Source organism: Paracoccus simplex, assembly GCF_042648325.1.
GTDB lineage: Bacteria > Pseudomonadota > Alphaproteobacteria > Rhodobacterales > Rhodobacteraceae > Paracoccus > Paracoccus simplex.
The window spans coordinates 19,061-33,149 of record NZ_JBHRXE010000063.1; the positions used below are offsets into that span (position 1 = coordinate 19,061).

Here is a 14,089-nt window from a genome sequence, read left to right on the forward strand (position 1 = left end):
CCTCATCATCCTTTCCGGCCAGAGATCATCCGGCCGACAAGCTGCGCAGTATAGTCCACGATCGGCACGATGCGGCCATAGTTCAGCCGCGTCGGACCGATGACGCCGACCGCGCCAACAATCTTTCGGTCGGCATTCATATAGGGCGAAACCACCAGAGAGGAACCGGAAAGTGAAAAAAGCTTGTTCTCGGATCCGATGAAAATGCGCACGCCTTCGCCCTGTTCCGCCAGTTCCAGGAACTCGGCGATGTCGCGCTTGCGTTCCAGGTCGTCGAACAGCGTGCGGATAAGGTCCAGATCGGCCAGTTCATCCGCCAGAAGATTGGCCCGGCCGCGCACGATCAGCCGCGGATCGCTGCTTTCGCCGTCCCACAGCGCCAGTCCCGAGGCCACCAGTTCCGCCGCGATGCTGTCCAGCCTTTGCCGGCTCGTCTCGATCTCCTGCGTCACGCTGCGGCGCAGCTCGGCCAGGGTGCGACCTTCGGTCACGGCGTTCAGGAAGTTCGCCGCCTCGCGCATCGAGCTGGCGGTCTGGCCCGGTGGCGGGGCGAACACCCGGTTCTCGACCCGGCCGTCGGCAAAGACCAGCACCACCAGCGCCCGGTCGGGGGCAAGGCTGACGAACTCGATATGCCGCACCGGCGCCTCTTGCTTGGGCATCAACACCAGCGAGGCGCCGTGGGTCAGCGCCGACAGCGCCGTGCTGACCCGGTCCAGCATGGCGCCGGTATCGCCGCTGTCCTGGCCCAGCGTCTCGTCGATCATCTCGCGGTCGCTGGCCGAGACCGGCCCGGCCTCCATCAGCCCATCCACGAACAGCCGCAGCCCCAGCTGCGTCGGCAGCCGCCCGGCCGAGACATGCGGGTGATCCAGCAGGCCCAGATGTTCCAGGTCCTGCATGACATTGCGGATGGTGGCGGCGCTGACCTTTTCGGTCATGTCGCGGGTCAGGGTGCGCGAGCCGACGGGCTCGCCCGTGGCCAGATAGGCTTCGACCACGCGGCGAAACACTTCGCGCGAGCGGTCGTTCAGAAGGGAAAGCAGCGGAGTTTCAGACATCGGCGTTCTGTTGCGGGCGTTCACGGGTTGCGGTCATGGGCGTCGGACCTGTATCTGAACGGCAAAACCCCCGAAAGGAATGAATGATGCGCCCCTCTGGCCGGAATTTAAGTGATATGCGCCCGATTTCAATCGAAACGGGCATCATGCGCCATGCCGAGGGTTCTTGCCTGATCTCTTGCGGCGATACCCGCGTGCTCTGCTCGGCCACCATCGAGGACAAGGCGCCTCCTTTCCTCAAGGGCTCGGGGCAGGGCTGGGTCACGGCGGAATACGGTATGCTGCCGCGGGCCACCAACAGCCGCAACCGGCGTGAGGCTGCGGCGGGCAAGCAATCCGGCCGCACGCAGGAGATCCAGCGCCTGATCGGCCGCGCCTTGCGCGCCGGCGTCGACCGCCGCGCCCTGGGCGAGCGGCAGATCGTCATCGACTGCGACGTGATTCAGGCCGATGGCGGCACCCGCTGCGCCGCGATCACCGGCGGCTGGGTGGCGCTGCGGCTGGCGGTGAACAAGCTGCTTCAGGCCGGCATCGTCACCAGCGACCCGATCATGGACCACGTCGCCGCGGTGTCCTGCGGCATCTATGCCGGCCAGCCGATCCTGGATCTGGACTATGCCGAGGACAGCGAGGCCGGCACCGACGGCAATTTCATCATGACCGGGGCAGGGCGGCTGATCGAGGTGCAGATGTCGGCCGAGGGCGCCACCTTCTCGCGCCCCGAGATGAACCAGCTGCTCGATCTGGCCGAATCCGGCATCGCCGAGCTGGTCCGGGCCCAGAACGAGGCCATGGCATGCGCAAGCTGACCGAAAGGAAACTGCTGGTCGCCACCCATAACCAGGGCAAGCTGGACGAGATCCGCGCCATGATGGCCCCGCATGGCATCGAGGTCACCTCGGCCGGCGAGATGGGCCTGCCCGAGCCGCCCGAGACCGAGTCGAGCTTCATCGGCAATGCCCGCATCAAGGCCCGCGCCGCCATGCAGGCCACCGGCCTGGCGGTGCTGGCCGATGACAGCGGCATCACCGTGGACGGGCTGGACGGCGCGCCCGGCGTCTATACCGCCGACTGGGCCGAGACCCCGCAGGGCCGCGACTTCATGCAGGCCATGACCCGCACCTGGCGCGAGCTGGACGAGCGCGGCGTGCCCGAGCCGCGCACCGCCCAGTTCCGCGCCACCCTGATCCTGCTCTGGCCCGACGGCCACGAGGAGATCTTCGAGGGTGTGGCGCCCGGCCACCTGGTCTGGCCGCCGCGCGGGCAGCAGGGCCATGGCTACGACCCGATCTTCGTGCCCGAGGGCCATGACGTGACCTATGCCGAGATGGCGCCCGAGCGGAAGAACGCCATCAGCCACCGCGCCCGCGCCTTCCGCAAGCTGGAGGCGCTGTTTGCGTAGGATCTCGACCGGATCGCCCTTCGAATCGGCGCTCGGCTACAGCCGCGCTGTGGTGAAGGGGCCGTGGTGCTTCGTCTCGGGCACCACCGGTTACGATTACGCGGCGATGGCGATGCCCGACAGCGCCGCCGATCAGGCGCGCAACGCCTTCGCCACCATCTTCGCCACCCTGGCCGAGGCCGGATTCGCACCCGCCGACATCGTGCGGGTGCAGTACACCATCACCGACCCGGCGATCCTCGACGCGATCACGCCGGTTCTGGGCGAGGCGATGAAAGATGCGTTACCGGCCGCCACCATGGTTGTGGCCGGGCTGATCAGACCCGAGATGAAGATCGAAATCGAAGTCACCGCGCTGAAGGAATGACCCTGGACCTGCCAGCCGCCCCCCCGCCGGACCCGGCCACCGGCCCCAGCCTGTCCGACGACTGGCGGGCCGGGGGCTTCGCGCTTTACGTCCATTGGCCCTTCTGCGCCGCGAAATGCCCCTATTGCGATTTCAACAGCCATGTCGCCGCCAGCATCGACCAGCCGCGCTGGCTGGCCGCCTATCGCGCCGAGATCGCCCGGCTGGGCCGCGAATTGCCCGGCCGGGTGCTGAACAGCATCTTCTTCGGCGGCGGCACCCCCAGCCTGATGGCGCCGGAAACCGTGGCCGGGGTGATCGAGGCCGCCCGCGCCGCCTGGCCCTTTGCCAATGACATCGAGATCACCCTGGAGGCCAACCCGACCAGCGTCGAGACGGGCCGTTTCCGCGCCTATGCCGACGGCGGGGTGAACCGCGTCTCGATGGGCGTGCAGGCGCTGAACGACGATGACCTGCGCCGGCTCGGGCGGATGCATTCGGCGGCCGAGGCCCGCGCCGCCTTCGACATCGCCCGCGACTGTTTCGCGCGCGTGAGCTTCGACCTGATCTATGCCCGCCAGGACCAGGACCGCGCCCATTGGCGGCGCGAGCTCAGCCAGGCGCTCGGCATGGCGGTCGATCACCTCTCGGCCTATCAGCTCACCATCGAGCCGGGCACCGCCTTCGGCGCCCGGCACGCCAAGGGCGGGCTGAAAGGCCTGCCCGACGACGACCTGTCCGCCGACCTGTATCTGGACACGCAAGAGATCTGCGCCACGGCCGGGATGCCAGCCTATGAGGTTTCGAACCACGCCCGGCCCGGGGCGGAAAGCCGGCACAACCTGGTCTATTGGCGGCAGGGGGACTGGGCGGCGGTGGGGCCGGGGGCGCATGGCCGGCTGACGCTGGCCTCGGGCCGCTGGGCGACCGAGGCGCATCCGGCGCCGGGCGCCTGGCTGGACGCCGTCGAGAGCCGCGGCCATGGCGACAGCCGGCGCGAATTGCTCGACCTGTCCGACCGGGCGCTGGAATATCTGCTGATGTCCATGCGGCTGGCCGAGGGCATGGAGATCGCCCGCTATCTCGCCCATGGCGCCCGGCTGCCGCGGCAAAGGGTCGAGGACCTGGCCGGGCTCGGCCTCGTGACCCTGGGGCCCGAGCGGCTGGCGGCGACGGCGGCCGGGCGCCCGGTGTTGAACGGTATCCTGCGTGAACTGGCGGAATAACAACAAGATGCGTTACCTTTGGCTCGCCACCGGCTGGCTGACCCTGTCGGTGGGGGTGATCGGGGTTTTCCTGCCGGTCATGCCCACCGTGCCCTTCCTGCTGGTCGCGGTCTGGGCCTTCGCCCGCTCCTCGCCGCGACTCGGGGCGCGGATCATGCGGCATCCGAAATTCGGCCCGCCGATCCGGGCCTGGCGCAAGGGTGGCATCATCAGCCGCACCGCCAAGATCTGGGCGGTCGGCGCCATGGCCTGCGGCGTCGGCTGGACGATCCTGCTGGGCCTTGATCCGCGGCTCATCGCCGTGCAGGCGGCGGCCTGCACCGCCGTCGGCATCTGGCTGGTCAGCCGTCCCGAAGCCTGACCCGCCGGGGCCGGCAGCGGCGCGGCGGACAGCGATTACAACCTTTTGCCCACTTGCGGGCGACCGGCCATGGCGCGAACCTCGCCCCATCTAGGTTCGCGGGGAGGATTAGGACCATGGTTGATACCTCTGGGGTGAAGATTCATCCTGCCGTCGATAACGGCATCAAGCCGGCGCAGCCCGGGTTTTCCGGCGGCACGCTGCATTGCAAATGCACCTCGAACCCGGTGCGGGTCGCGGTGCGGGCGCAGACCGCGCATAATCACGTCTGCGGCTGCACCAAGTGCTGGAAGCCGGACGGCGCGATCTTCTCGCAGGTGGCGGTGGTCGGCCGCGACGCGGTCGAGGTGCTGGAAGGCGCCGGCAAGCTGGAGATCGTCAATGCCGAGGCGCCGATCCAGCGCCATCGCTGCAAGGATTGCGGCGTGCACATGTATGGCCGCATCGAGAACAAGGACCATCCCTTCTACGGGCTGGATTTCGTCCATACCGAACTGTCGGACGAGAATGGCTGGTCGGCGCCGGAATTCGCCGCCTTCGTCAGCTCGGTGATCGAATCGGGTGTCGATCCCAGCCGCATGGACGGCATCCGCGCCCGCCTGCGCGAACTGGGGCTCGAGCCCTACGATGCCCTGTCGCCGCCGCTGATGGACGCCATCGCGACGCATATCGCCAAGCGATCTGGCGCATTGCCGGCTTGACCGGGACCGCCTCGGCAGGGATCAACTTCGGGGGCCGGTTTACCGGCCCCTGTGCCATGAGACGACTGTGACATGAGAAGACCAAGGCCGTCGCGGCCCATATGCAAGGAGAGCAAGCCATGAGAACACGCGCCGCCGTCGCCCTGGAGCCCGGGAAGCCGCTCGAGGTCATGGAGGTCAACCTGGAAGGCCCCAAGGCCGGCGAGGTGATGATCGAGATCAAGGCCACCGGCATCTGCCACACCGACGATTTCACCCGCTCGGGCGCCGACCCCGAGGGCATCTTCCCCGCCATCCTGGGCCATGAGGGCGCCGGCGTGGTGGTCGAGGTCGGCCCCGGCGTCACCTCGGTCAAGCCGGGCGACCATGTCATCCCGCTTTACACCCCGGAATGCCGGCAGTGCCCGTCCTGCCTGTCGCGCAAGACCAACCTTTGCACCGCGATCCGCGCCACCCAGGGCCAGGGCCTGATGCCCGACGGCACCACGCGCTTCTCGATGCTCGACGGCACGCCGATCTATCACTACATGGGCTGCTCGACCTTCTCGAACTACACCGTGCTGCCGGAAATCGCGGTGGCCAAGGTGCGCGAGGACGCGCCCTTCGACAAGATCTGCTATATCGGCTGCGGCGTCACCACCGGCATCGGCGCGGTGATCAACACCGCCAAGGTCGAGATCGGCGCCAAGGCGGTGGTCTTCGGCCTGGGCGGCATCGGGCTCAACGTGCTGCAGGGCCTGCGCATGGCCGGCGCCGACATGATCATCGGCGTTGACCTGAACGACGACAAGAAGCCGATGGCTGAGCATTTCGGCATGACGCATTTCATCAACCCGAAGAACTGCGAGAACGTGGTGCAGGAGATCGTGAACCTGACCAAGACCCCGTTCGACCAGATCGGCGGCGCCGATTACAGCTTCGACTGCACCGGCAACGTCAAGGTGATGCGCGACGCGCTGGAATGCACCCATCGCGGCTGGGGCCAGTCGGTGATCATCGGCGTGGCGGCGGCCGGGGCGGAAATCAGCACCCGGCCGTTCCAGCTGGTCACCGGCCGGGTCTGGAAGGGCACGGCCTTCGGCGGCGCCCGCGGCCGCACCGACGTGCCGCAGATCGTCGACTGGTACATGGACGGCAAGATCGAGATCGACCCGATGATCACCCACACCCTGACGCTGGACGAGATCAACAAGGGCTTCGACCTGATGCATTCGGGCGAATCCATCCGCTCGGTCGTCCTTTACTGATCGTAAAGGCCTGCTTAGTTAAAAGGACGGCGGGGGCGGGCGACCGTGCCCGCCGTCAACATGAAAGGACCGATCATGGCAAAGCATTTCCACCTGGACGACGATGACGACGACGATGACGACGAGCGCCGCCAGGAGGGCCAGAAGGACGAGGGGCTCGGCCTGCCCGAGGGGGACAAGATCGGCAAGCTCTATTTCAAGTCGCGCACGGTGATCGTCGCCGGGCCGATCACCGACAAGCTGGCGCAGCGCACCGTGGCGCATCTGCTGGCCCTGGCCGAGGACAGCGACGCCCCGATCAACATGCTGATCTCCTCGCCCGGCGGCCATGTCGAATCCGGCGACATGATCCATGACGTGATCAAGTTCATCCGTCCGACCGTGCGCACCATCGGTTCGGGCTGGGTCGCCTCGGCCGGGGCGCTGATCTTCGTCGGCGCGGAGAAGGAAAACCGCTACTGCCTGCCCAACACCCGCTTCCTGATCCACCAGCCCTCGGGCGGGATCGGCGGCACTTCGACCGACATGATGATCCAGGCCGAACAGGTCCGGCTGATGCGCGACCGGCTGAACCAGATCTTCGCCGAGGCCACCGGCCAGAGCATCGAGCGGATCGAGAAGGACACCCAGCGCGACTTCTGGCTGAACACGCAGGAGGCGCTGGATTACGGCCTGCTGGGCAAGGTCATCCGCTCGGTGGACGAGCTGAAATGACGGGCCTGCGCTGATGGGGGGCGGGACAGGCACCCTGATCCGTCCCGCCACGCCTTCCGACCACGAGGCGATCTGGACGATCCTGGAACCCGTCTATCGTGCGGGCGAGACCTATTGCATCCCCCCCGACATCGCGCGGGACGAGGCGCTGGCCGATTGGTTCGCCGCGCCCTTCACCGTCTTCGTGGCCGAGTTGGACGGCCGGGTGCTGGGCACCAGCCATGTCGGCCGGAACCGCCCCGGCCCGGCGGCGCATGTCGCCAATGCCAGCTTCGCCACCCATCCCGACGCGCGCGGCCGCGGCATTGCCGGGCGGCTGGTCGCCCATGCCAAGGATTGGGCGCGGGCGCAGGGTTTCCGGGCGATGCAGTTCAATTTCGTCGTCTCGACCAATGCCGATGCCGTTCATTCGTGGCAGAAGGCCGGTTTCGATATTGTCGGCCGGCTGCCCGGCGCGTTTCTTCACCCCAGGCATGGCTATGTCGATGCGCTGGTCATGTTCCACGATCTGACGAAAGGGAATGAGCCATGAGTCTGGCCTATGAGACCGTATCCGAGAACCGCAGCTTCGGCGGCATGCAGGGCGTCTATCGCCACCAGTCGCAGGCCACCGGCACGCCGATGACCTTCGCCGTCTACCTGCCGCCGCAGGCCGAACACGGCAAGGTGCCGGTGCTGTGGTACCTGTCCGGCCTGACCTGCACGCATGAGAACGCCATGACCAAGGCCGGCGCGCAGGAATGGGCGGCGGAATACGGCATCGCGCTGATCTTTCCCGACACCTCGCCGCGCGGCGAGGGCGTGGCCAATGACGAGGCTTACGACCTCGGCCAGGGCGCCGGCTTCTATGTCGATGCGACCGAGGCGCCCTGGGCGCCGCATTTCCGCATGTGGCATTACATCACCCACGAGTTGCCCGAGCTGGTCTTCACCAATTTCCCGCTGGACCGCGACGCGCAGGGCATCACTGGCCATTCCATGGGCGGCCATGGCGCGCTGACCATCGCCATGACCTTCCCGGAACGCTACCGCTCGGTCTCGGCCTTCTCTCCGATCGCCAATCCGACCGAATCCGACTGGGGTCGCAAGCAGTTCCAGGCCTATCTGGGCGCCGACCGCTCGGCCTGGGAAAAGCACGATTCGACGCTGCTGATGCGCGAGAAGGGCTATCCGGGCGAGGTGCTGGTCGACCAGGGCGCCAATGACCAGTTCCTGGACCTGCTGAAGCCCGAATCCCTGGCCCATGCCATGGCCGAGCGTCGCCAGCCCGGCGAATTTCGCATGCATCAAGGCTATGACCACAGCTATTTCTTCGTGCAGACCTTCATGGCCGACCACCTGCGCTGGCACGCCGAGCGGCTGGCCTGACCGGCTGGGGTCGATCCGGGTGATCGACCCCATACCAATTGCCGATTTTCCCTAATACTTTCGTCTCAGCACCCGATCGCGCTCGTTGACGCAAATGCGGTCGGGTCCGAACCTTCCGACATGAAGGTGCGGGCGTGCGAGGAGTGGCGCCAGCACCGATATGGGAGGGAAAATCCATGAAAAAACTAATGAATGGCGCCTGTCTCGCGCTGCTCATGTGCGGTTCGGCGGCGATGGCCAACGAAAGCGTCCTGGCCGAGATCGCCAAGCCCCAGCAATGGGCGATCCAGACCGGCGATTACGCGAACACGCGCTACTCGACCTTGGACCAGATCAACAAGGACAATGTCAAGGACCTGCGCGTCGCCTGGACCTTCTCGACCGGCGTGCTGCGCGGTCATGAGGGCTCGCCGCTGGTGATCGGGGACGTGATGTATGTCCACACGCCGTTCCCGAACAATGTCTTCGCGCTGGACCTGAACGACAACGGCAAGATCCTGTGGCGCTATGAGCCGCAGCAGGATCCGAACGTCATCGCGGTGATGTGCTGCGACACGGTGAACCGCGGCCTCGCCTATGCCGACGGCATGATCCTGCTGTCGCAGGCCGACACCACCGTCGTGGCGCTGGACGCCAAGACCGGCGAGGCGAAATGGTCCGCCAAGGTCGGCGATCCCGCCATCGGCGAGACGCTGACCGCCACGGTCATGCCGGTCAAGGACAAGGTCATGGTCGGCATCTCGGGCGGCGAATACGGCGTGCGCGGCCGCATGACGGCGCTGAACCTCAAGGACGGCAGCGTGGCCTGGAAGGCCTATTCCACCGGCCCGGACGAGGAAATGCTGGTCGATCCGGAAAAGACCACCCATCTGGGCAAGCCGATCGGCAAGGACAGCTCGCTGCAAAGCTGGGAAGGCGACCAGTGGAAGATCGGCGGCGGCACGATCTGGGGCTGGTTCTCCTATGATCCCGACCTGAACCTGATCTATTACGGCACCGGCAACCCCTCGACCTGGAACCCGGCGCAGCGTCCGGGCGACAACAAATGGTCGATGACCATCATGGCCCGCGATGCCGATACCGGCATGGCGAAATGGTTCTATCAGATGACGCCGCATGACGAATGGGACTTCGACGGCGTCAACGAGATGATCCTGACCAACCAGCAGATCGACGGCAAGGACCGCAAGCTGCTGACCCATTTCGACCGCAACGGCCTGGGCTATACCATGGACCGCGAAACCGGCGAGCTGCTGGTGGCCGAGAAGTTCGATCCGGTGGTGAACTGGACCACTGGCGTCGACATGGACCCGAATTCGGAAACCTATGGCCGTCCGGCCGTGGTCGCCGAATACTCGACCGACCAGAACGGCGAGGACGAGAACACCACCGGCGTCTGCCCGGCGGCGCTCGGCTCCAAGGACCAGCAGCCGGCGGCCTTCTCGCCGCAGACCAACCTGTTCTATGTGCCGACCAACCATGTCTGCATGGATTACGAACCGTTCCGCGTCGCCTATACCGCCGGCCAGCCCTATGTCGGCGCCACCCTGTCCATGTATCCGGCGCCGAACAGCCATGGCGGCATGGGCAACTTCATCGCCTGGGACAACACCAAGGGCGAGATCAAGTGGTCGCTGCCCGAACAGTTCTCGGTCTGGTCGGGGGCCTTGGCCACCGCCGGCGGCGTGGTCTTCTACGGCACGCTGGAGGGCTATCTGAAGGCCGTGGACGCCGAGACCGGCAAGGAGCTTTACAAGTTCAAGACCCCGTCCGGCATCATCGGCAACGTGATGACCTATGAGCATGGCGGCAAGCAGTATATCGGCATCCTCTCGGGCGTCGGCGGCTGGGCGGGCATCGGCCTTGCGGCCGGTCTGACCAACCCGAACGAAGGCCTGGGCGCGGTGGGCGGCTATGCCTCGCTGTCGCAATACACCGAACTGGGCGGTCAGCTGACCGTGTTCGAGCTGCCGGGCTAATACTTTGGTGCAGAAATACGAACTGTGACCTCGAAACGTGCCGCCCAAGGGGTACCTTGGGCGGCGCCATCATCTTCGGGTGACAGCCCAGGGAGGAACATTCATGACCAGCAAGATGACCGCCAGTCTGATGGCGATCTGCATCGCCTGCGCGACGGGTGCCATCACCCAGACGGCCATTGCTCAGACCGCTGCTGAACCTGCCACCGAACCCGCAACCGAAACTCCGCCCGCCCAGGCCGGGGCGGGGGCCGCTGCCGCCACCTCGGGCGACGCGGCGCCGCAAGCCGCGCCCGCAGCCGCCCCGGCCGCCGGCGAGGAGGATCTCGAGGTCAAGGCCGAGGGCGGCAAGCTCGTGCTGCCGAACGGCCAGGACATCACCCCCGATCGCATGGAGAACGGCCGCTGGTACACGGCCGAGGACATCCCGACCTTCAAGATCGCCGAGGACGGGACGGTGGATTACGCGACCTTCTCGGGTTACCGCCGCTATTCGGCGGAATGCCATGTCTGCCACGGTCCGGACGGCGAGGGCTCGACCTATGCGCCGGCGCTGAAGAATTCGGTGCTCAAGCTCGACTATTACGGGTTCCAGGAAATCGTGGCCTCGGGCAAGCAGGACGTGAACACGGCCGCGAACCTGGTCATGCCGGCCTTCGGGACAAACAAGAACGTCTGGTGCTATATCGACGACATCTATGTCTATCTGCTGGCGCGGGGCGTGGGCGACCTGCCGCGCGGCCGTCCGGCGAAGAAGGAAAGCAAGTCCGATGAATTCACGGCGCAGGAAGATTCCTGCATGAACGGATGAGGATGATGAAACGGGCGCTCACCCTTGCCGCCCTGCTGGCCTGTGCCGCGCTGCCCGCGCCGGCGCAGGTCGCCGACCTGCGCTCCACGACCGAGTTCCGGGTCTGCGCCGATCCCGCCGCCGTGCCGATGTCCTCCGAGGACGGGTCCGGCTTCGAGAACCGCATCGCCGAGCTTTTCGGAGAGAAGCTCGGCCTGCCGGTGGTCTATACCTGGTTTCCGCAAGGCTCGGGCTTCATCCGCAAGACCTTGCGGGCCGGGGTCTGCGATGTCGTCATCGGCTATGCCCAGGGTGATGAGCTGGTGCAGAACACCAATCATTATTACACCTCGGCCTATGGCATCGTGACGCGCAAGGACAGCCCGCTGGCCTCGGTCGACATGCTCGAGGATCCGGCGCTGAAGGGCCATCCGATCGGCGTGGTCGCGGGCACGCCGCCGGCGACCAACCTGGCGCGGGCGGGGCTGGCCAAGGACATGCGGGGCTGGGATCTGTTCGTGGACCGCCGGGTCGAGAATCCGGTGGGCGACATGCTGGCGCAGGTGAAGTCGGGCGACTTGGCGGCGGCGGTGATCTGGGGCCCGCTGGCCGGGCCGCTGGTCAAGCAGGACCCCGAGCTGCAATTCACCCCGCTGCTCAAGGAAACCACCGGGCCGCGCATGTTCTACCGCATCACCATGGGCGTGCGCCTGGGCGAGGATGTCTGGAAGCGGCAGTTGAACAGCCTGATCCGCCGCCACCAGGACGAGATCGACGCGATCCTGCGCGACGCCGGGGTGCCGCTGCTGGACGATTACGGCAAGGCGCTGAAACCATGAAACGGCTGGGGGCGGTGCTGGCGTTGCTTCTGGCCGTCGCCGCCCCGGCCCAGACCTTGGCGCAGGTGCCCGAACCCAAGGGGTTCCGCGGCGAGCCCTATCGCGCCGAGACCCCGGCGACTCTGGCCGGCGCGCAGGTGATCGACGCGGCCGAGGCGATGCGGCTGCATGCCCGGGGCGTGCCCTTCATCGACGTGCTGCCGCGCCAGGCCCGCCCCGAGGGCCTGCCCGAGGGCACGCTGTGGAATGCGCCGCCGCATCTTTCCATCCCCGGCGCCACCTGGCTTTACGACACCGGCTACGACCGCATCGCCCCGCCCGAGGAGGCGCGGCTGCGCAACGGCCTGACCCGGCTGTCCGGCGGCGACAAGGCGGCGCCGATGGTGATCTTCTGCAAGCGCGCCTGCTGGATGAGCTGGAATGCCGGCAAGCGCGCCGTGGCCCTGGGCTATACCGGCGTGCTGTGGTTCCCCGACGGCGTCGAGGGCTGGCAGGAACAGGGCGGCAGCCTGGAGCCGGTCAGTCCTGCCGGCCCGTGAAGGCGCCGAAGGCGCGCGGGCCGTCCGGCAGCGCGATCTCGCGCGTGATCTCCAGGCTGGCGGCGTCGATCCAGACCAGCGTGTTGCTGTCCCAATGCGCCACCACCACGCCCGAGCCATCGGGCAGGGGGGCGATGCCCTCGGGATAGTCGCCGGTCTCCAGCCGGTCCACGACCTTCAGCGTGACGGGGTCGAAGACCGTCACCGTGCCGGCATATTGGTCGGTGACGAAACCGCGCCCGCCGGCAAAGGCGATGCCATAGGGGTGGCTGCCGGTCGGCACCTGGCCGATACGCTTGCCGGCCTGCGGGTCGATCACGCTGACCGTGTCGCCTTGCACATCCGCCGACCACAGCCGCCCGCCGTGAAAGGCCACCGCATAGGGATGCGTGCCGGTGGCGACGCGGGCCTGCAGCGCCCCGGTTTCGGCATCGTAGATCGAGACCCGGTCGTCGTCGCGATCCGCCACCGCGACCAGCCGGCCGTCGCTGGCCACCCCGGCCGGCGCGCGGCCGGTCGGCACCTGCCACAGCTCGCGCAGTTCGGCATCCAGCCGGATCAGCCGGCCCTGATACCATTCGGTGACGAAGAGCCCGCCATCGGGCGCCAGCGCGATGCCGAAGGCGCCCTCGGGCAGGGCGCGGCCGCCGATCACCTTGCCGGTTTCGTCCAGCACCGTCAGCCCGCCGGTCTCGGCGGCGATGACATAGGCGCGGCCCTGCGCCGGGTCATAGGCCACCGGCGCCGGCGCGCCCGGCACCGCCGCCTCGGCCAGCACCGCGCCCGAACCCAGGTCCACGACCGAGACCGCATCGGCGTTCTGCGAGGTCACGAAGGCCAGATCGGCGGCGCCCGCCGGCGCCGCCGCCGCCAGCAACAGGATCAGCGGGCGGATCATTCCGCCTTGCCGAACCTTTCCGCCAGCGCGTCGAGCCCGGCCTGATAGACCCCGGTCACCGCCTTGATCGCCGCCTCGTCGTTCTGGTCGGCGGGCGGGTTGTTGTTGGGATAGCCGCGATAGAAGCCGCCCTTCCAGGTGACCAGCGCCTTGCCGCCCTCGTCCTTGACGCAAAGCGTCGAGGCATAGTTGGTCACCGGCAGCACCGATACCTCGACCTTCTCGATGCGATAGGCATAGCAGCGCTTTTCGGGCTGCCATTTCGACAGAAGCTCGGTGATGGTCGGGTCGCCGCTGTCGGCCTTCAGGTGCAGCACGCGCTCGGACTTTTCGGGCTGGTCGGTCGAGCCGTCGCCGGCGATCTCGGTCTTGGCGATGGCGGGATGCCAGCTCATGTCGTCGAATTTGCCGATCACCGCCCAGACCTCGTCGGGCGTCGCATCCAGTTTCTGGTCCAGCTCGAGCTTGAGCCGGACCGGGCCATGGGCCTGGGCCGCGCCGGCCAGCGCCATGGTGGCAGCCAGGGTCAGGGCCAGAACTCGGGTCATTATCGCTTTCCTCCTCGCGAGGGGCAGCCATGCCGACCTCCTCCGGGGTCGGTGCGCCCAGTATGGGGCG

Annotated in this window: 17 protein-coding genes; 14 read left to right on the forward strand and 3 right to left on the reverse strand. The window is 67.2% G+C overall.

What is annotated here, in order from left to right; genetic code table 11:
• Positions 1 to 5: 5 nt before the first annotated feature.
• On the reverse strand, positions 6 to 1,061 hold the full coding sequence (hrcA, locus tag ACFOMP_RS18760) for a heat-inducible transcriptional repressor HrcA (protein ID WP_289894649.1): 1,056 nt from the start codon (positions 1,059 to 1,061) through the stop codon (positions 6 to 8).
• A gap of 86 nt (positions 1,062 to 1,147) precedes the next feature.
• Between hrcA and rph the strand changes: the two genes are divergently transcribed.
• From rph to ACFOMP_RS18830, 14 genes are all read left to right on the forward strand, one after another.
• Positions 1,148 to 1,870 carry a ribonuclease PH gene (gene rph, locus ACFOMP_RS18765; RefSeq protein WP_289894832.1) on the forward strand — a complete coding sequence of 241 codons (723 nt, stop codon included), beginning with the start codon at positions 1,148 to 1,150 and terminating at the stop codon, positions 1,868 to 1,870.
• The gene (gene rdgB / locus ACFOMP_RS18770; RefSeq protein ID WP_289894650.1) at positions 1,858 to 2,463 is read left to right on the forward strand and encodes an RdgB/HAM1 family non-canonical purine NTP pyrophosphatase; all 606 of its coding nucleotides are present in this window, start codon (positions 1,858 to 1,860) and stop codon (positions 2,461 to 2,463) included. The genes rph and rdgB overlap by 13 nt, the downstream gene beginning before the upstream one ends.
• Entirely contained in the window at positions 2,456 to 2,830 is a 375-nt protein-coding gene (locus ACFOMP_RS18775; RefSeq protein ID WP_289894651.1) for a RidA family protein, read from the forward strand. The genes rdgB and ACFOMP_RS18775 overlap by 8 nt, the downstream gene beginning before the upstream one ends.
• Complete coding sequence (gene hemW / locus ACFOMP_RS18780) at positions 2,827 to 4,035, forward strand: radical SAM family heme chaperone HemW (protein WP_379033398.1); 1,209 nt, start codon at positions 2,827 to 2,829, stop codon at positions 4,033 to 4,035. The genes ACFOMP_RS18775 and hemW overlap by 4 nt, the downstream gene beginning before the upstream one ends.
• Positions 4,036 to 4,042: 7 nt before the next feature.
• Positions 4,043 to 4,396 (forward strand): YbaN family protein, encoded by a 354-nt coding sequence (locus tag ACFOMP_RS18785; protein ID WP_289894653.1) that lies wholly within the window; start codon positions 4,043 to 4,045, stop codon positions 4,394 to 4,396.
• Positions 4,397 to 4,512: 116 nt separating this feature from the next.
• Positions 4,513 to 5,097, forward strand: coding sequence for an S-(hydroxymethyl)glutathione synthase (gene gfa / locus ACFOMP_RS18790; RefSeq protein WP_379033401.1), 585 nt, complete (start codon positions 4,513 to 4,515; stop codon positions 5,095 to 5,097).
• 119 nt (positions 5,098 to 5,216) lie between these two features.
• Positions 5,217 to 6,344, forward strand: coding sequence for an S-(hydroxymethyl)glutathione dehydrogenase/class III alcohol dehydrogenase (locus tag ACFOMP_RS18795; RefSeq protein ID WP_379033404.1), 1,128 nt, complete (start codon positions 5,217 to 5,219; stop codon positions 6,342 to 6,344).
• Positions 6,345 to 6,419: 75 nt separating this feature from the next.
• Positions 6,420 to 7,058, forward strand: coding sequence for an ATP-dependent Clp protease proteolytic subunit (locus ACFOMP_RS18800; protein ID WP_379033407.1), 639 nt, complete (start codon positions 6,420 to 6,422; stop codon positions 7,056 to 7,058).
• Between the two features lie 13 nt (positions 7,059 to 7,071).
• Positions 7,072 to 7,590, forward strand: a complete 519-nt coding sequence (locus ACFOMP_RS18805; RefSeq protein ID WP_289894657.1) for a GNAT family N-acetyltransferase — start codon at positions 7,072 to 7,074, stop codon at positions 7,588 to 7,590.
• Positions 7,587 to 8,426: an S-formylglutathione hydrolase gene (fghA, locus tag ACFOMP_RS18810; protein WP_289894658.1), complete on the forward strand. Its 840-nt coding sequence runs from the start codon at positions 7,587 to 7,589 to the stop codon at positions 8,424 to 8,426. Before ACFOMP_RS18805 ends, fghA begins: the two co-directional genes overlap by 4 nt.
• Before the next feature lie 176 nt (positions 8,427 to 8,602).
• A complete protein-coding gene (locus ACFOMP_RS18815; protein WP_379033411.1) occupies positions 8,603 to 10,405 on the forward strand; it encodes a methanol/ethanol family PQQ-dependent dehydrogenase in 1,803 nt (600 codons plus the stop codon).
• A gap of 103 nt (positions 10,406 to 10,508) precedes the next feature.
• Positions 10,509 to 11,216, forward strand: coding sequence for a c-type cytochrome, methanol metabolism-related (locus ACFOMP_RS18820; protein ID WP_379033414.1), 708 nt, complete (start codon positions 10,509 to 10,511; stop codon positions 11,214 to 11,216).
• 5 nt (positions 11,217 to 11,221) lie between these two features.
• Complete coding sequence (locus ACFOMP_RS18825; protein WP_289894659.1) at positions 11,222 to 12,034, forward strand: substrate-binding domain-containing protein; 813 nt, start codon at positions 11,222 to 11,224, stop codon at positions 12,032 to 12,034.
• Positions 12,031 to 12,573 (forward strand): PQQ-dependent catabolism-associated CXXCW motif protein, encoded by a 543-nt coding sequence (locus tag ACFOMP_RS18830; RefSeq protein WP_379033417.1) that lies wholly within the window; start codon positions 12,031 to 12,033, stop codon positions 12,571 to 12,573. The genes ACFOMP_RS18825 and ACFOMP_RS18830 overlap by 4 nt, the downstream gene beginning before the upstream one ends.
• On the opposite strand, the gene ACFOMP_RS18835 is transcribed toward ACFOMP_RS18830, so the two are convergent.
• On the reverse strand, positions 12,554 to 13,471 hold the full coding sequence (locus ACFOMP_RS18835; protein ID WP_379033420.1) for a YncE family protein: 918 nt from the start codon (positions 13,469 to 13,471) through the stop codon (positions 12,554 to 12,556). The genes ACFOMP_RS18830 and ACFOMP_RS18835 overlap by 20 nt on opposite strands.
• Positions 13,468 to 14,019, reverse strand: coding sequence for an SRPBCC family protein (locus ACFOMP_RS18840; RefSeq protein ID WP_289894662.1), 552 nt, complete (start codon positions 14,017 to 14,019; stop codon positions 13,468 to 13,470). The genes ACFOMP_RS18835 and ACFOMP_RS18840 overlap by 4 nt, the downstream gene beginning before the upstream one ends.
• Between the last annotated feature and the right edge of the window lie 70 nt (positions 14,020 to 14,089).